This is a genomic window from Prolixibacter sp. DSM 2831 (assembly GCF_056493735.1).
The window spans coordinates 4,324,685-4,342,166 of sequence record NZ_CM151379.1; the positions used below are offsets into that span (position 1 = coordinate 4,324,685).

13 protein-coding genes are annotated in these 17,482 nt (G+C 44.3%); 8 read left to right on the forward strand and 5 right to left on the reverse strand.

Going from position 1 to position 17,482, the window contains the following annotated elements:
* Positions 1 to 6 precede the first annotated feature (6 nt).
* Positions 7 to 810, reverse strand: coding sequence for a nitrilase-related carbon-nitrogen hydrolase (locus tag AC060N_RS17885; RefSeq protein ID WP_228492020.1), 804 nt, complete (start codon positions 808 to 810; stop codon positions 7 to 9).
* A gap of 15 nt (positions 811 to 825) precedes the next feature.
* Entirely contained in the window at positions 826 to 1,857 is a 1,032-nt protein-coding gene (locus AC060N_RS17890; protein ID WP_153640346.1) for an ATP-dependent 6-phosphofructokinase, read from the reverse strand.
* A 428-nt stretch (positions 1,858 to 2,285) separates the two neighbouring features.
* Between AC060N_RS17890 and AC060N_RS17895 the strand changes: the two genes are divergently transcribed.
* Positions 2,286 to 3,077 (forward strand): 3-keto-disaccharide hydrolase, encoded by a 792-nt coding sequence (locus AC060N_RS17895; RefSeq protein WP_479524928.1) that lies wholly within the window; start codon positions 2,286 to 2,288, stop codon positions 3,075 to 3,077.
* Between the two features lie 53 nt (positions 3,078 to 3,130).
* Here the strand turns inward: AC060N_RS17895 and gldB are convergent, their stop codons facing one another.
* Positions 3,131 to 4,141 carry a gliding motility lipoprotein GldB gene (gene gldB / locus AC060N_RS17900; protein ID WP_479524929.1) on the reverse strand — a complete coding sequence of 337 codons (1,011 nt, stop codon included), beginning with the start codon at positions 4,139 to 4,141 and terminating at the stop codon, positions 3,131 to 3,133.
* A 170-nt stretch (positions 4,142 to 4,311) separates the two neighbouring features.
* Between gldB and AC060N_RS17905 the strand changes: the two genes are divergently transcribed.
* From AC060N_RS17905 to AC060N_RS17915, 3 genes are all read left to right on the forward strand, one after another.
* Positions 4,312 to 4,974, forward strand: a complete 663-nt coding sequence (locus AC060N_RS17905; protein ID WP_479524930.1) for a porin family protein — start codon at positions 4,312 to 4,314, stop codon at positions 4,972 to 4,974.
* A 33-nt stretch (positions 4,975 to 5,007) separates the two neighbouring features.
* Positions 5,008 to 6,657 carry an NAD+ synthase gene (locus tag AC060N_RS17910; protein WP_479524931.1) on the forward strand — a complete coding sequence of 550 codons (1,650 nt, stop codon included), beginning with the start codon at positions 5,008 to 5,010 and terminating at the stop codon, positions 6,655 to 6,657.
* Positions 6,658 to 6,787: 130 nt separating this feature from the next.
* Positions 6,788 to 7,489, forward strand: coding sequence for a Crp/Fnr family transcriptional regulator (locus AC060N_RS17915; RefSeq protein WP_025863260.1), 702 nt, complete (start codon positions 6,788 to 6,790; stop codon positions 7,487 to 7,489).
* A gap of 69 nt (positions 7,490 to 7,558) precedes the next feature.
* Here AC060N_RS17915 and AC060N_RS17920 read toward each other — a convergent pair whose 3' ends face one another.
* Positions 7,559 to 10,042 (reverse strand): bifunctional UDP-N-acetylmuramoyl-tripeptide:D-alanyl-D-alanine ligase/alanine racemase, encoded by a 2,484-nt coding sequence (locus AC060N_RS17920; RefSeq protein ID WP_479524932.1) that lies wholly within the window; start codon positions 10,040 to 10,042, stop codon positions 7,559 to 7,561.
* 6 nt (positions 10,043 to 10,048) lie between these two features.
* Positions 10,049 to 10,624 carry a thymidine kinase gene (locus AC060N_RS17925; protein WP_106540470.1) on the reverse strand — a complete coding sequence of 192 codons (576 nt, stop codon included), beginning with the start codon at positions 10,622 to 10,624 and terminating at the stop codon, positions 10,049 to 10,051.
* Positions 10,625 to 10,826: 202 nt separating this feature from the next.
* Here AC060N_RS17925 and AC060N_RS17930 point away from each other — a divergent pair, with 202 nt between their 5' ends.
* The 4 genes from AC060N_RS17930 to AC060N_RS17945 all read left to right on the forward strand — a co-directional run bounded on the left by AC060N_RS17930 (position 10,827) and on the right by AC060N_RS17945 (position 17,476).
* On the forward strand, positions 10,827 to 11,570 hold the full coding sequence (locus AC060N_RS17930; protein ID WP_106540471.1) for a hypothetical protein: 744 nt from the start codon (positions 10,827 to 10,829) through the stop codon (positions 11,568 to 11,570).
* 4 nt (positions 11,571 to 11,574) lie between these two features.
* Entirely contained in the window at positions 11,575 to 12,297 is a 723-nt protein-coding gene (gene rsmI / locus AC060N_RS17935; protein ID WP_106540472.1) for a 16S rRNA (cytidine(1402)-2'-O)-methyltransferase, read from the forward strand.
* Between the two features lie 27 nt (positions 12,298 to 12,324).
* Positions 12,325 to 13,095, forward strand: coding sequence for a YjjG family noncanonical pyrimidine nucleotidase (locus tag AC060N_RS17940; protein WP_479524933.1), 771 nt, complete (start codon positions 12,325 to 12,327; stop codon positions 13,093 to 13,095).
* Between the two features lie 1,135 nt (positions 13,096 to 14,230).
* Positions 14,231 to 17,476 carry a SusC/RagA family TonB-linked outer membrane protein gene (locus AC060N_RS17945; protein WP_106540474.1) on the forward strand — a complete coding sequence of 1,082 codons (3,246 nt, stop codon included), beginning with the start codon at positions 14,231 to 14,233 and terminating at the stop codon, positions 17,474 to 17,476.
* Positions 17,477 to 17,482: the final 6 nt, after the last annotated feature.

Below are 17,482 nucleotides of genomic sequence, written 5' to 3' on the forward strand. Positions count from 1 at the left end.
GCTAAACTAGTCTGTCAGACCTTCGTCCCGGTACAACTTCGGACGTCGGTCTTGCAACCAGTTATTTCGATTTGTCAACGATTTGTCACGGGCCTGAAGCGGATCAATGGTTGTCATCAGCACCTGCTCTTTAGTAGCGTCTGCTTCGGCTAGTATTTCTCCTTTTACTCCACAAATCAGGCTGCTTCCCGTAAAGGTAAGCTCCCTCTCCTGTCCGATTCGATTAGCTAAAGCGACGAAATACCGATTGGTGACGGCGTGTGCCGGAACTGTCCTTTGGGCCAGGCCGGGCAATACCAAATTGCTGAGATGACAAACAATGTCGGCTCCTTTCAGCCCCATGATTCTCCAGGCTTCGGGGAAAACCCAGTCGAAACAAATTAGCATTCCCACGCGCACTTCACCCAACAAAAAAACCGGAAAACCTGTGTCTCCCGGTTCAAAAATATCTTTCTCGTTCAAAAACAAATGTGCTTTCCGGTACGTACCGATCACACCATCTGCATCGAGTAAAACAGCCGAATTGAAAAGTTTGTCACCGTATCGCTCGTTAAATCCTGTCGCAATCGCGAATTGGTGTTTCCTGCATTCTTCCGTAAGGAAGGAAAGAAAATGGCTTTCTTCCACGCATTCGGAAAGCGACCAGGCTTCTTCCTGTGAGGAAAATGCATAACCTGAATTTGCCAGTTCAGGAAGGACGACCAAATCGGCCGCTGCAGCCTCTTTCAACAAAGAGCGAAGCCTGGCAACCGTCGCATCAGTATCTCCTATAACGGGCGCAAACTGAACCGTGGCAATCTTCATTTCCATCAAAAGATGAATCAATTATTCGTCTCCAAACGAAACTCCAAGATTCCGGCCTTTCAGAATCAGTGGGTCAGACGGATCAACTAACCGCAATTTTCCGCCAACCTCATCCAGCGGGACAGCTGCTAAATCATTGTTCCGAACAGCCACCATATTATTATAGGCTCCGTCGGCAATCAGTTCCGTTGCAAACGCTCCATACTGAGTTGCCAGAATTCGGTCCATTGGCGACGGCGTTCCACCTCGCTGGATATATCCCAGCCGGGTTTCGCGCGCCTCGATGCCGGTGTAAGTCTGAATATTTTCGACAACATAACGCGCAGCCGAAATCTTTTTCGGTTTATCAATTCCTTCGGCCACCACTACAATCGAGTAGGGTTTTCCCTTAGCAAAACGTTCTTCGATGGTTTTACACACTTTGCCGATGTGGTAGTCAATTTCCGGAATCAGGATGATGTCACCTCCACCGGCCATTCCGGCGTACAATGCAATCCATCCGGCATGGTGCCCCATTACTTCGATAACCATTGCACGTTGATGCGAGTTGGCTGTCGAGTGCAAACGGTCGATGGCTTCAGTAGCAATCCCAACGGCAGAATCGAATCCGAAAGTGACATCCGTTCCATACACATCGTTGTCAATGGTTTTCGGTATACCGATGACATTTAAACCTTCTTTCGCCATCATACTGGCAGTTTTCATCGTGCCATTACCACCGATACAAACCACACAATCGAGATCCAGCTCTTCATAAGTTTGTCGAATCAAATCTGGTTTATCATTGAACTCTTCTCCTTTTTCCAGCTTATAGGGCTTCTCCCGGGAAGTTCCTAAAATCGTCCCGCCAAGGGTAATGATTCCGGACACTTTGGGCTCGTCGAGCTTAAAATATTCCTTGTTGATTAACCCACTGTAACCCGCAGTAAATCCGTAGACTTCCATACCGTGTTTTACAATGGCAGTTTTACCTACACCGCGAATTGCAGCATTCAGCCCGGGGCAGTCACCACCGGCCGTCAGAATTCCAATCTTTTTTCCTTTTTTACTCATGCTGGATGGAGTTTATTCCTTATGATAGTAATTAAGAAATGTTATGAATTGCAGCTTTAAGAACGATTTTACCTAACAAATTAATGGAATTACCGTGGGTATAGAAAATTTATGCATTCAATTTTTCTTATTTTTGTGATTGGTCACAAGTTTGGGCTTGTCAACCGACCATTCGACCGAACCTAATTTCTTGCAAGTATAAAACACTCATCCCCTAACAATAAACAGGATTGTGTATCAGAAAAAGTGTTCACCGAAACATCTTTTACGTGGCGCAGGCATATTTACCATATTGAACTAACAAACTAAGGGATAAAAGTATTTTTGAATACCCACAGAAGTTCCTTAATACCGATCCCTTTTATCAATAAATTTTTAAATTAGCGAGGAAACTGAATCGTAACACTAACAAACAAAAGCATCAACTCATGAAAAAAATTGTTTTGCTCCTGATGGTTGCAACCATCGCCTTTGCTGGCTGTAAAAATCAATCGAAAAAAGCGAATGACGAAAAAGCTACTGCTGAAAAAGTAGAAAAGAGTGCACCCGCTCCCCTCAACACATTAACTGATCAAGAAAAGAAAGACGGTTGGGTTCTGTTGTTCGACGGAAAAACCTCTGATGGATGGCGCGGATATAAAAAAGATCACTTCCCGGCAGGTTGGGAAGTTGCTGACGGAACATTGCATTGCATCGGCTCCGGTCGTGGAGAAGCCGGCTCAGTTGACGGTGGTGACATTATCTATGATAAGAAGTTTGGCAACTTTGACCTGAAGCTCGACTGGAAAATTTCGGAAGGCGGAAACTCAGGTATCATGTATCTCGGACAGGAGACCAAAGATCATATCTGGGAAACTGCTCCTGAAATGCAAATTCTGGACAATGAGCGTCACCCCGATGCCAAATTGGGTAAAGACGGAAACCGTCAGGCTGGTTCGCTGTATGACCTGATTCCGGCCAAACCGCAAAATGCCAAGCCGGCTGGTGAATGGAACTCCATTGAAATTATCAGTTACAAGGGTACCATTGTGCATAAGCAAAATGGCGAAACCGTTGTTGAATACCATCTCTGGACTCCGGAATGGAACAAACTGGTGGCCGACTCTAAATTCCCGGCATTGAACCCCGACTGGGCAAACGTGGCTACCGAAGGTTACATTGGTCTGCAGGATCACGGTGACGATGTTTGGTTCCGCAACATTAAAATCAAAGAACTCTAAAAGAAGTTATATAAGAAAAAGGCCCGGAAATTTCCGGGCCTTTTTTTATGTCGTCAATCAGGATTGTATCCCGAGCTGTTCAAAATTTCACTGTAATTCGTATCATTCATCAGCGCTTCCAGGCTAACTTCCTTATGCTTTCGCATGTACTTGCGGACAATTTGCCAGCCCAACCATACACCTGTCCTTCCCGGTGATTCGGATGTGAAACTATTGGTATATGGCGCCGGGTTAATGTAATGCAGAACTTCCAGTCGTTCGGTCGAGAAAAGTAATTTATGCCCTACCAGGTAAGTCCACATCGAACCTTCATTCTTTTTGCACCATTCCAGTTTCTTTGCCGGGTAGCCAATCTTCAGGCTGTCCGCCATATCCGGGAACATCGCATCCAGAAAATACATCAACTTTCCATGGTAAATCATGTGATCGATGAGCTTGCTCTGAGATAATTTTTCGGGATATTCTGACATGGCCCAACCACGCATCGCATCAGGTGCTATCATCTCCGGACGCATATTTCTTCTCCGGTAGTCAGGCAGCGCCAGTTCTTTATAAAATGAGTTATTCGCACCAAGGTAATTGTCCAGACTAATTCCCAAAACTCCCTGCGCCATCACCACCGATTGATTAAAGCCCGAAATGCAGGTGTACACATCCGGAACTTTCTTATCGGGGAAATAATACTTGTAGTGTTTGAACGCGCCTGTCAACTGCTTTTTCAGCGCCGACAAATCAGGATAAACTGAATCGACCGCTGCCTTGGCTTTCTGAATCATCGGATCGGTTAAAAAGGTTTGCAGGTAATTGGGGTACTGAATATCATCCGGGTTTCCCAGCCGTATTATCCGATAGTTATACAGTTTGAAGAAGCCGCCGTACTCCTTTTTTATCTGCGGAAGCAACGAATCCTCATTCAACGGAGTCACCTTAAATAAGTCCTGATCCAATCGTTTGATTTTTACCGAAACATCGATATTCGAAACATCTACTTTCAACCGATTCTGCCGACAGGCTGTAAAAACGATCAGAATAGCCGGAATTAACAGCAGGAAAACTTTCTTCATCTGGTGCGATTTAGAATTATCATTAATTTTGTTCAATTCACTTAAAAACCGGAGATTTGTGTCTTATCCGAAGTTGCAAAAAAGCCGCTCAAACAAACTGCTTTTCGCAAACTTCGTGTAAAAATAAAAAACCAACAGTAAATTATTTGTGTAATCTTGATTATCGTAAAATGAAAAGACCTCTTGTACTCACCGCTATTTTAACGATGATGTTTTTCTCATCGTATGCTCAGCGCCCTTTTCGACTGACATTCGTTGCCAACCCACAATTTTCGTGGCTAACCTCCGATTCGAAAAGTGTTAGTAACGACCAGGCTCACCTCGGATTCGATTATGGTGTTGAAGCCGACATTTTTCTCGGAAACGAAAGTTATGCGCTGACGACCGGTTTAACGATGAACCAGACAGGAGGAAACCTGATTTACCAGACCGGGCAGAACTTTACTTTTGCCGGCGAATCACTTCCTTCGGGAACTCAAATCGAGTACCGCTTGAAATATCTCGAAATGCCTCTGGCCATCAAACTCCGCTCGAAAGATTTTGGACGGTTAAATATTTACGCACAGTTTGGTCTAACCAACTGGCTGAACATTAAATCATCGGGCACCAGCAGCGACGGAACGCTGAATGATGCCAGCATCAATGATGAGATTAAAATGTTCAGCATGGGCCTGAATATTGGTTTTGGTATCGAGCACGACCTGGGTGGAAACAATGCTCTCACAGCTGGTGTTATTTACAACAACGGCTTCACCGACGTGACCTCCAATCCATCGGTAAAGGATAACACCAACCTCAAAACGCTGCGGTTCCGCCTCGGATTCATTTTTTAATTAGATAACTGACATTAAGCATACGCTGAAACAATGAAAATTGCGCTGGCTCAACTCAATTACCACATCGGTAATTTTCAGGATAACAAGGAAAAAATTATTCGCCATATCGGCAAAGCCCGTGAAGCGGGGGCCGAACTGGTCGTTTTTTCAGAATTGTCGATAACGGGATACTACCCACACGATTTGCTCGAGCGAAAAGAATTCATCGAGCATTCGCAGAAAACCATCGAAGAGATTGCCCGGCATTGCACCGGTATTGCGGCGTTGGTAGGCGGGCCGAGCATCAACCGGAGTCCGAAGGGAAAAATGCTGTACAATAGTGCCTTTTTCCTGAAAGACGGCAAGATTGAAAGCGTGCATCACAAAACCTTGTTGCCCACTTACGATGTTTTTGATGAGTACCGTCATTTTGAGCCCAACCGCGATTTCGAATTGATTGAACTGAACGGCAAAAAACTGGCGGTGACCATATGTGAGGATTTATGGTACAACCAACCTGTGCTAAGCGCTTTCGGCCGGGAAAAACTGTATGCGGTTTCCCCGATGAAAGAGTACGCCAAACAAAACCCTGATTTGGTTATCAACCTTTCTGCATCGCCGTTCTCCTACAACCAGGAAAAACTCCGCAAAGACATTTTACTAAACAATGCCCGCGATTTCAATATCCCGATTGTTTACGTCAACCAGGTGGGAGCGCAAACCGAAATCATTTTTGATGGCGGTTCCCTCTTTATCGACGCTAATGGCGATGTGGTCAGTGAAATGGCTTATTTCGAAGAGGACTTTCGGATTATCGATACCGAAAATACCCAATCGAGGGACACTTTGCGTGAATACGAGCCGATTGAAAAAATTCACGATGCACTGGTTTTGGGTATCAGGGATTATTTTGGAAAAATGGGATTCAAACAGGCTACGCTGGGACTTTCCGGCGGAATCGATTCGGCTGTCACCGTTGTACTGGCAGTTTTGGCACTCGGCCCTGAAAATGTGCGTGTGCTTTTGATGCCCTCAAAATATTCGTCGGAACATTCTATCACCGATGCACGCGATTTGGCCGAAAATCTGGGAATTCAGTACGAAATTGTCAATATCCACGAAATGGTGGACGCTTTTGACCATTCACTGGCACCGCTTTTCGAAGGACAAGAGCCCGATGTAACTGAAGAAAATATACAGGCCCGCATCCGCGGAACACTGATGATGGCCATTTCCAATAAATTCGGACACATCCTGCTCAACACTTCCAATAAAAGTGAGGCCGCGGTCGGCTACGGAACGCTGTATGGCGACATGAACGGTGGCCTTTCGGTATTGGGCGATGTGTACAAATCGGATGTATTTGCCATGGCTCGCTTTATGAATCGCGATCGGGAAGTGATTCCGGAAAACACCATCGTCAAACCGCCGTCAGCCGAGTTACGACCTGATCAAAAAGATTCGGACTCGCTACCTGATTATGATATTTTGGATAAAATTCTTTTCAACTATATAGAGCTGGCCAAAAGCCCGAAGGAAATCATCGAAATGGGATTTGAGGAGGACACGGTTCACATGGCTGTGCGAAAAGTTAACATGAACGAATACAAGCGATTCCAAACGCCTCCAATCCTTCGGATTTCCTCTAAAGCATTCGGCTTTGGGCGAAAAATGCCACTGGTCGCGAAGTACCCTTATTGACAATATTAAGGTTTTATATATGGCATTTCCTCAGACCTCTTAAATCTGAGTTTACAATTCCTTCAAATTAATTTTATATTTGGATTAATTATTTAACTTTGATGCTGTATAACATAAATGCCCGAATTATATGTTTAGTTCAAACTTTGACCTTGAAGGTCAATTTGAAGACAACAAAACAATATTTTATCTCCTGACTCCCGAGGAGAAGGCAGAAGTAGAGAAACATCAGACCTTAACCTATTACAAGAAAAATGAGTATATCTTCAAAGAGGGTGACAAACCTGCCGGAATGCAGTACCTGAAGGAAGGTAAAATCAAAATTTTCAAGGAAGGGGTTGGCGGTCGCGAGCAAATCATCCGGATGGTTAAACAGAACGGTTTGATTGGATACCGGTCCTTACTTGCCGATGAGATGCATAATGGAACTGCAGTGGCGATTGAAGAGTCTGCCATCATCACCATTCCGCCTGATATTCTTTACAATGTATTGTTGCGCAACCACGATTTTTCGCTGGCGCTGATGAAAGATTTGGCCCGTGAGTTAGGTTTTTCCAACCAACGAACGGTTAGCCTTACGCAAAAGCATATTCGCGGACGTCTGGCAGAATCATTGTTGCTCCTTCGCAACCAATACGGTTTTGAAAATGATGGCATGACACTGAAAGTTTACCTCTCGCGTGAAGACATTGCCAATCTTTCGAACATGACAACTTCCAATGCGATCCGCACGCTATCGACATTTGCCGGTGAAAAAGTGATTGCGATTGATGGAAGAAAAATCAAAATACTGGATCTGCAACAATTGCAGCGTATCAGTAAACTGGGATAGCAAAATCAGTTCGACACATATCTAATCTAAATGCCGGTCCGGAGTCATACGAATGATTACCGGACTTTTTTATTCAGCAAAGTACACGCGTTTCACCCGTTGTCCGACGGAAGTCAATACCTCATAAGGAATCGTGTGCAACGTTTCAGCCACTTCACTCACCGGAACGTCTTCACCGAATACAACCACCCGGTCGCCCTCCTGAACACCGATACCGGTTACATCAACCATGCACATGTCCATGCAAATATTCCCAACCACCGGTGCCTTTCGGCCTTTTATGCTGACGTGTCCAGCGCCGTTACTCAACAAACGATTAAAGCCGTCGGCATAACCAATGGGTAAAACAGCAATTTCCATTGTTCTATCCGCCACACCTTTTCGGCCATAGCCAACTGTTTCGCCAGCTTGCACGGTTCGTATCTGTGAAATAGTGGTTCTCAGCGTTGCTACATTTTGTAGCTCATTTTGTATAAACGAACTCACACCGTAGAGTCCAATCCCCAACCGAACCATGTCGTATTGCCTTTCGGGAAAACGCTCGATGCCCGCCGAGTTCAAAATATGCTTTAATATTTTGTAATCGAATCCGTCGGTAATAATCTTACTCAGCAAGTCAAAGCGCTGAAACTGTTGCTCAGTGAACTTGTCTTCGACCGGTTCATCGGAAACAGCCAGGTGCGAAAACACAGAACGTATATATATGGTATCTCGCGACTGAACAAAAGCAACCAGTTCTTTCAGATGCTCTTCGCGCTCAAACCCCAGGCGCTTCATGCCCGTATCGAGCTTGACGTGGATGGGAAAATTCCGCATGGCATTTCGCCGGAGCGCCGCTTCAAAGTCTTTCAATAATTCGAGTCGGTAAATGTTCGGCTCCAGCCGGTTTTCAATCATCGCATCGAAGCTGTGTTCTTCAGGGTTCATCACCACAATGGGAAGTTCGATGCCTTCCCTACGAAGCTCTACCCCCTCGTCGGCAATTGCCACCGCCAGATAGTCTGCGCCGTGAAACTGCAATACACGCGCTACTTCGGTAGAACCGGTTCCGTAGGAAAATGCCTTTACCATGGCCATAATGAGGGTGTCATGCTTCAATGTCTGCCGGTAAACTTTCAGATTATGTGCCAGTGCTGACATATTAATTTCGAGCACCGTTTGATGCACTTTCTCCTGCAGCATGTCCGAAATCAAATCGAACCGGAAAGTTCGCGCCCCTTTCAGCAAAATCACCTCATCGTGAAAATTCCTTCCATTCAGGTGTTGCAGAAAATCGTCAGTAGAATTATAAAATGCTTTGTCGCCTAACGGGAAAAGTTCCTGGTGTTGGCTGATTTTGGGCCCGATACCGATGAAGCGTTCCACCTTTCGCAAGGCGAGATATTCCGCCACTTGCCCATAAAGTTGCTCATCAGGAATGCCCGACTGCAAAATATCCGATAATATGACCGTACTACGTTTGCCACTATTGCCGGCCTGCTGCTTCAAAAAATCGAGCGCATTGAGCAGCGAACCGGTATCGGAATTATATGAGTCATCGATAACGATAGCACCATGTTGTCCTTTCTTCAGCTCAAGCCGCATAGCTACCGGTGCCAAACGCGCGAACCTAGACTCGAAGCTTCCAGGCTCGTATCCCATCGCCAGCATGGTCGCCCAGCAATGAATGCCATCCTCAACGTAAGCATCATCGGTAAAAGGAAGGAAAACTTCGACTTCACGTCCGTTGAAGATTGCTTTTAACTGCGAGCCGTCCTTTTGTCTCTCTTCTTTACTGATGAATAAATCGGCACTTTCGTCTTCACGCGACCAGCGAAAAAGATCAGCACTCCATCCCTCCGCCTTTTTAGTATCAACCGCTTTTTTCAGCTCGTCGAAGTCGGAGCAAAACACCAAATGCTTGCTCTGGTTAAAAAGTTGCAGCTTTTCTTGCACCAAATGGCGCTGATTCCGGAAGTTCTCAAGGTGTGCCTGACCAAGGTGAGTGAAAACACCCCATTCGGGATGTAATAGTTTTTCGAGCTTCTCCATTTCGCCGGGCTTCGAAATACCGGCTTCAAATATGGAAAGATTGAATTGCTCATCCATCAGCCAAACCGAAAGTGGGTTTCCAATTTGCGAATTATAGCTGCGCGGACTGCGAATGATCTTGTACTCCGGGGCCATCAATTCGCTCAGCCACTCTTTCACAATGGTTTTGCCGTTACTTCCGGTTATTCCAATAACCGGATAATTAAAACGGTTTCGATGGTAAGTTGCCAATTTCTGAAGAGCTTCCAACGAATCGGGTACACGGATAAAAGAAGCCTCTGTCAACCCTGAATCATCCGGAACATCTTCAACGATAAAAGTTCTGACGCCGCGCAAATATGCATCCCTTACGTATTGGTGACCGTCCCGCAAATTCCCCTTCAGGGCAAAAAATAACGTTTCAGGTCCGGCCAGAATGGTGCGGCTGTCGAATGACAAAAAACGGATTGGCTTCGCGTTTTTTTCTCCGTGCAACTCTCCATCTGTAATCTCCAATACATTTTGTAAGGAATAGGCTGTCATAAAGCTTTATTTAGTCGCTTCGCGGTAGCATGACCGGCAAAGCGGTTCGTAGGCTTCTTTCTCTCCCAAAACCACTAATTTGTCAGCATCTGTCAAACGGTGGCTGTAATGGGCTAAATTTCCGCAACGCATGCAAATAGCATGTACCTTGGTGACATATTCGGCGCAAGCCATTAAACCCGGCATGGGACCGAACGGTTTGCCACGAAAATCCATATCGAGTCCTGCTGCAATCACGCGGACACCCTGATCGGCCAGTTTCACACACACATCCACAATCCCCTCATCGAAAAACTGCGCCTCGTCGATGCCCACAACATCTACATCACTTGACAACAAAAGAATGTTCGAGGAGTTCTCGACGGCTGTTGAACGAATGGCATTTTCGTCGTGCGAAACAACGTCAGTCTCTGAATAGCGCACATCTACAGCCGGTTTGAATATTTCCACTTTCTGCCGGGCAATTTCGGCGCGGCGTAACCGGCGAATCAATTCCTCGGTTTTACCGGAAAACATGGACCCTGCAATCACTTCGATACAGCCATGCTTCGTTTTTGCATTTAGGTTCGTTTCGATAAACATGAGGTAAAAATAACCAAATTGTCACCGACCTCAGAGATTCTTTTTCCACAATTGAATGAAATATGTTTTCAATCATTTTTTAACGACCGGTAAGCAAAATTAACCACCGATGATTAAGGATTAATAACGAACAAGATACACGCAGGACCTGACTTTTTTATACTTTTACTTTCTCAAATACGAATCGCAAATCATCATACATATGGAAGCCTCAATATTGTTGCAAATCATTAAGGATGACATTAAAATATTAAATAACCTGGCAGCTGATTTATCCACAGATACCGGGCTCACTTCGGATGAAGTAGAAATTGTTCTGGCCCGGGCCCGAAACGTGGTGAAAGAACTGGAATTGTTGAAATCAAAAGTTGTGGAAAAAGCAGAACCTTCCGCAGTGAAAACTTCACCGGAAAACCTCCAAAAGATTGCAGAAAAGACTATCGAATTAGAAGAAGAGGCTGCTCCGGAAGTCAAAACAGAAGAAATTCCGAAAGACGAAAGGCAACCGGAGAGCAAAGAGTCTAAAGAACCAGAACGGACGGAGACTTCATCTGAAGAAAAAGAGAAGCTGGTTTCCGAAGAACAGGAAGAAGATTCGGACATGGAGTTACTTGAAGTTGAACAGGAAAACAATAGAACCTTAGGCGAGTCGGTGGCAGCACAGCGTTCTATAAACGACCTGATTGGTGAAGACTACAAGGAAGATTCGTTCACAAACCGACCGCTGGGAAGTATCCGTGAAGGCATTAGTCTGAACGACCGGTTCCTTTTTGTGAGAGAGCTTTTTGGTAACAACAGTGACAAGTTCAACGAAGCTGTCGACAAGCTGGATCGGGCTGAGAACATTCAGGAAGCTGTCCATTTCCTAAAATCAAATTATAAATGGAGTAAGACGGAAACCAGTCAGAAGTTTTTGTCATTGGTTAAACGTCGTTTTTTAAGCTAATACTATGGGAAAATTATTCCTCATCCCCACTCCTATCGGGAATCTGGAAGACATCACCTTCCGGGCCGTGAGAATTCTGAAAGAAGTGGACCTGATTTTGGCAGAAGATACCCGGACTTCGGGGAAATTATTGAAACACTACGAAATCGAAAATAAAGTCACTGCTCATCATAAATTCAACGAACACAAGACTGCCGGCCGTTTTGCCGAACGAATTCTGGCAGGCGAAAATATAGCCCTGATTTCAGATGCAGGAACTCCCGGTATTTCTGATCCCGGTTTTCTTTTGGTGCGCAGTTGCCTGGACATGGGAGTCGAAGTGGAATGCTTACCCGGCGCAACTGCTTTTGTGCCTGCGCTTGTTAACTCGGGTCTTCCCTCTGATAAGTTTTGCTTCGAAGGATTCCTTCCTCAGAAAAAGGGTCGACAAAAAAGACTGACAGAACTGGAAACAGAAGAACACACCATCATTTTTTACGAGTCGCCACACCGCCTGTTGAAGATGCTGGAACAGTTTGCGGAGCATTTTGGAGAAGAAAGACAAATTTCAGTTTCGCGGGAGCTTTCTAAAATACACGAAGAAAATGTACGCGGCACCATTGCCGAGGTAACCAGCCATTTTGCCGAAAAAGGAGTAAAAGGTGAACTCGTTGTGGTCCTGGAAGGTTTGCAACACGCCCTGAAGAACAAAGACAAAAATAAAAACGACGGTACCGAGATGATTTAATTTATCTCACTCACCATATTTGCTTTCATGAAACAATACAGACACCTGTTTTTCGACCTGGATAATACGCTGTGGGATTTTGAAACCAACTCGTATTATGCGCTGGAGAGTGCTTTTCAACGATTAGGCTTACTGACAAAACTTGATAGTTTCGAAGATTACTTCAAAATATATCACCGCATCAATCACCATCTGTGGGAACTGTACCGAAACAGGGAAATTACCAAGGATAAGCTGACTGTCAAACGGTTTGAAGATTCGTTACAGGAGTATGGATTACCTCAACCCGGGAGAGGGGCTGAAATCAACGTGGCATATTTGTCACAGATGCCACTAAAAACTCAATTGGTTGAAGGAGCCCGCGAAGTTCTGGAAGCTTTGCATAAAAAATTCAAAATCCACATCATTACCAATGGCTTTCGCGAAGTCCAGCATCAAAAGCTGGTGAACAGTCAATTGGACCACTTTTTTGACAAGATATTCATATCGGAAGTAATCGGAGCCCCTAAACCGAGTCGCGAAATATTTGAACATGCCCTGAAATCAACCAATGCCCGCAAACAGGAATCTTTGATGATAGGAGATTCATGGGAAGCCGACATAAAAGGCGCACTTGAATTTGGCATTGATCAAGTCTTTCTGTCCGATGATTTCTCAGACAACCTTTCTCAACTGCTTGAATCGCCTCAGACTCAAAAAATCGAGTATAAAAAGACAGAATATATTCATCTGACCAACGGACGCACTTCCACTTATCTTATTCATCAGCTTTCGGAATTATTGGATGTTGTGTATTGAATCAGGCAGTGCCTCTGATTTTTTTCATCGTACTACCCAAAAGCCACAGTCACCAACGATCTAAAGCATTTTAGGGATAGATACTAAAAGATTGTTACCCAAAATGCACAAACACCAGTTAAATTGACTATATTTGTTTATGTGGGTTTTGGATGCAAAATTGTTTTTTGACACCCACTTTCGGTTTCATATTGAAAGTGTATTCGATGTAGCCCATAAGCCACTAACACTCTTTAAAGCTGATTTTATGTCTTTACAAAATACGACAAATGACAGGAGCCCAATCCGCTAGTTACTCATAGATTAAATTCGAATACAACAATCACACACACAATCTCTCCGGGCTCCTGTTTTTTTATTTCAATTTTTCCGAATATCCCTGTAAATAGTTAAGAATTTAAAGCTCGTATTCATTCCTGATTAAAACCAGCTACTTCCTGATGAACTCTTTTCAAATTTTGTTTTTTTAACAAGGGCCCACACTGTTTTCATACACCAAACACCAAATCCACAATTTTCAAACAACCACCCCTCACCCTGATAGTATCTTGCAAAAAATAAATACACATTTCACCAAAACCACCCCCTAAAATCAGCAGCTGAATGTTAATTGAAAATTACCTTTTCACCTGCTCTTTATTTAGATTCTGTCTAAATTAACATAGCGTTTTATGTTTTAGAATGATTCTGTACAACATGAAAAATCCTCACATTCTGACAATTTCAAATTGGAAAAGGCAAAAAATGACTTCAATCATGGTTAAAAATCATTCTTAATGCCCCTCTCATCAAGTTTCCGAAAGTATCTAAAAAGTTGCATGTAAATTTCATTTGAATATATTTGCATCCGGTAACACTTTTTAACTAATGCGTTCATATTAGTTATGATTTGGAAGATGTGTATGCTATCATACCACTGACTTGGCGGAGTCAGTCTGAAAGAGAAAAAGATTAAAAGTTTATTGATGCCCGGTAAAAAACCGGAAGAAAGGGGAGGCATGGTCCTAAAGCCATGTAAGGCCAGATTCACAAATCTGGAGTGTGTGTTTATTCTTAATCCGTAAATGCTTGTAATTTCTATAACCACCTGAAAATTGGGAATTAATGCTTACTGTTAAACGTTAAAACTATTTTTATGAAAAAATTTTCGCTGTTACTTGCTCTCCTTGGGTTTCTTGGATTGCAGGTCGTTTTTGCACAAACCAGGGAAATTTCAGGTCTTGTGACTTCCAGCGAAGACGGAAGTTCAATACCTGGAGCATCTGTTGTTGTTAAGGGTACCACCTTAGGTACGATTACCGACATGGATGGAAAATTTACATTGAAGGTACCGGAAAATGCCGCTGCCTTAACTGTCACTTTTGTGGGAATGAAATCACAAGAAATTCCCCTTACTTCTCAAAGTACTTACACAATTAAGCTGGAACCTGAAAACGTTGCCGTGGACGAAGTGGTTGTAACCGCTCTCGGTATTTCCCGTGAGAAAAAATCTCTGGGATACGCTGTACAGAAGGTTAGCGGTGACGATCTAAGTACGGTGAAGACCGATAACTTCGCCAACCTGCTTTCAGGTCGTGCTGCCGGTGTACAGATTAAAGCCAACGGTAACATGGGTGGTTCTACCAACGTTGTTATTCGTGGAAATGCTTCGCTGACCGGTAACAACCAGGCCCTGTTCGTAGTAGACGGTATTCCGATTAACAACTCTACCACGAACAACAGTGGACAGACCACTGGTCGTAGTGGTTATGACTACGGTAACGCGGCATCGGATATCAACCCCGATGACATCGAATCAATCAGTGTTCTGAAAGGTGCTGCTGCAACGGCTCTTTATGGTTCGCGTGCAGCCAACGGTGTTATCATGATTACCACCAAATCAGGTAAGAAAAACAAAAGAGGCGTAGGTGTATCAATTAGCTCTAACGTTACAGTTGGAACTATTGACAAGAGCACCTTCCCTAAATACCAGCACAATTATGGTGGTGGTTATGGTCCTTATTACAGTGACGGAAATTATCCGGGACTTTACCAGTATGACGTAAACGGAGACGGAACTCCTGACTTAGTCGTTCCGACTACGGAAGATGCCTCGATGGGTGAGAAATTCGATCCGAATTTGATGGTATACCAGTATGACGCATTCGTTCCGGAGTCACCGAACTACGGAAAAGCTACCCCGTGGGTTGCTGCCAAGAATGGACCCGACACCTTCTTCAACACAGCTCTGACGAAATCGAACAGTGTTGATATTAGCGGTGCTGGTGACAAATCGACTTTCCGCTTAGGTTATACCAACTTCGATCAGACTGGTATTATGCCGAACAGTGAATTGAAGAAAAACAACTTCAACTTCAATGCAACGTATAATATCCTCGATAACCTGAAGGTTACCGCCATGGCCAACTACATCAACACCCAGGGCAAAGGTCGTAACTCAACCGGTTATAGTGATAACATCCTGTCTTCTTTCCGTCAGTGGTTCGAAGTAAACGTTGATATCAAAGAACAGGAAAGACTGTTTAAAGAAACAGGTCGGAACGTAACCTGGAACCGTCACTCACCGACTAGTGGTACCCCTGAATACTGGGACAACCCTTACTGGGTACGATTTAAAAACTACGAAACAGACAAACGTAACCGTTTGATCGGTTATACTAAATTGGACTGGACAGCTACTGACTGGATGACGTTGACTGGTCGAGTTTCTGTTGATACCTATAATGAGTTACAGGAAGAAAGAAAAGCAATGGGTTCTGTTGCTGGTGAATTTGGTGTTGGTCGTCCCGATGTAACGTCAGGATATTCAAGACTGAACCGCGCATTCATCGAAACCAACATCGACCTGATGGCTAACTTCAATAAAGACCTGACTGACAAATTGAATTTGACAGGTCTTCTCGGTATGAACATCCGTAAAACCAAGATCGATCAGGTTTATGCTTCTACCAACGGTGGTTTGAGTGTTCCGGATGTATATGCATTGAGTAACAGTGCTTCTCCGATGTTGCCACCGGATGAACTTTACAGCATTGTTCAGGTAAATGGTGTGTTTGCACAGGCATCATTGGGCTATAACAACTTACTCTTCCTTGATGCTGCTATTCGTAGAGACCAATCTTCTACGTTGCCTCTTGACAACAATGCATATTACTACCCATCAGTATCTGGTAGTTTCATCTTCTCGAATTTGGTACAGAACGACTGGTTGTCGTTGGGTAAGGTTCGTTTGAACTACGCAGAAGTAGGTAACAGTGCACCGTTTGCAAGTATCAATGATACCTATGTACAGAACTCTCCGTTCAACGGTAACCCAATGGTAACTGTTCCGAATACAAAAAACAACGAAAATCTGAAGCCGGAGAAAACAAAGAGTTTGGAAGCCGGTCTGGAAATGAACTTCTGGAACAACCGTCTCGGATTTGATGTTGCTTATTACGATAACCGATCTGTTGACCAGATTATGCCGGTCGCAATTTCTTACGCAACTGGTTACTCCAGGAAGTATGTAAACGCCGGTGAGGTACAGAACAAAGGTATTGAATTGCAATTGAACGCTTCACCTGTTGTTACGAACAAGTTCCGTTGGGATATCAACGTAAACTGGTCGAAAAACGACAACAAAGTTGTTTCACTTGCTGCTGGTGTAGACAACCTGCAGATTGCAGCATTGCAAGGTGGTGTTACCATCAACGCCCGCGTTGGTGAGCCTTACGGAACCATCCAGGGTACTGACTTCGTTTACAAAAATGGTCAGCCTGTTGTAGGTTCAAACGGTTACTATGAAAAAACTTCCACTTCGGACGTAGTAATCGGTAATGTGAATCCAGATTGGACTGGTGGTGTAAGCAACACCCTGACCTATGGAGACTTTGCACTAAGCTTCCTGGTTGATATGCAACAAGGTGGTAGTGTTTTCTCACTTGACCAATGGTACGGTATGGGTACCGGCTTGTATGCTGAGACTGACTTCATCAACGACCTGGGTAACCCCGTACGTAACACAATTGCCAACGGTGGTGGTCTGATTCTCCCGGGTGTTAAAGAAGATGGTACTCCGAACGATGTCCGCGTTCCTGGTAACGACTACCGTGTATTTGGATGGTCGAAAAACCCGAACAGCAAGTTCGTATATGATGCTTCTTACGTGAAACTGCGTTCAGCTTCATTGACCTACAACTTCCCGAAAACAATGCTTAACAACACCTTTATCACTGGTGCTTCTCTGAGCGTTGTAGGTTCGAACCTGTGGATCATCCACAAAAATCTTCCACACGCTGATCCGGAAGCCAGCCAGGGTGCCGGTAATATTCAAGGATGGCAGAGTGGTGTAATGCCTACTACCCGGAATATTGGTTTTAGTGTAAAAGTTCAATTCTAAACATCG

Excerpts from the sequence above, each read along its gene's own strand:
- AC060N_RS17945 (WP_106540474.1), top strand. The coding sequence starts at position 14,231 with ATGAAAAAATTTTCGCTGTTACTTGCTCTCCTTGGGTTTCTTGGATTG.
- AC060N_RS17910 (WP_479524931.1), top strand. The coding sequence starts at position 5,008 with ATGAAAATTGCGCTGGCTCAACTCAATTACCACATCGGTAATTTTCAG.
- gldB (WP_479524929.1), bottom strand. The coding sequence starts at position 4,141 with ATGAAGAAAGTTTTCCTGCTGTTAATTCCGGCTATTCTGATCGTTTTT.
- AC060N_RS17885 (WP_228492020.1), bottom strand. The coding sequence starts at position 810 with ATGGAAATGAAGATTGCCACGGTTCAGTTTGCGCCCGTTATAGGAGAT.
- AC060N_RS17895 (WP_479524928.1), top strand. The coding sequence starts at position 2,286 with ATGAAAAAAATTGTTTTGCTCCTGATGGTTGCAACCATCGCCTTTGCT.
- AC060N_RS17925 (WP_106540470.1), bottom strand. The coding sequence starts at position 10,624 with ATGTTTATCGAAACGAACCTAAATGCAAAAACGAAGCATGGCTGTATC.
- AC060N_RS17890 (WP_153640346.1), bottom strand. The coding sequence starts at position 1,857 with ATGAGTAAAAAAGGAAAAAAGATTGGAATTCTGACGGCCGGTGGTGAC.
- AC060N_RS17915 (WP_025863260.1), top strand. The coding sequence starts at position 6,788 with ATGTTTAGTTCAAACTTTGACCTTGAAGGTCAATTTGAAGACAACAAA.
- AC060N_RS17920 (WP_479524932.1), bottom strand. The coding sequence starts at position 10,042 with ATGACAGCCTATTCCTTACAAAATGTATTGGAGATTACAGATGGAGAG.
- AC060N_RS17905 (WP_479524930.1), top strand. The coding sequence starts at position 4,312 with ATGAAAAGACCTCTTGTACTCACCGCTATTTTAACGATGATGTTTTTC.
- AC060N_RS17940 (WP_479524933.1), top strand. The coding sequence starts at position 12,325 with ATGAAACAATACAGACACCTGTTTTTCGACCTGGATAATACGCTGTGG.
- rsmI (WP_106540472.1), top strand. The coding sequence starts at position 11,575 with ATGGGAAAATTATTCCTCATCCCCACTCCTATCGGGAATCTGGAAGAC.
- AC060N_RS17930 (WP_106540471.1), top strand. The coding sequence starts at position 10,827 with ATGGAAGCCTCAATATTGTTGCAAATCATTAAGGATGACATTAAAATA.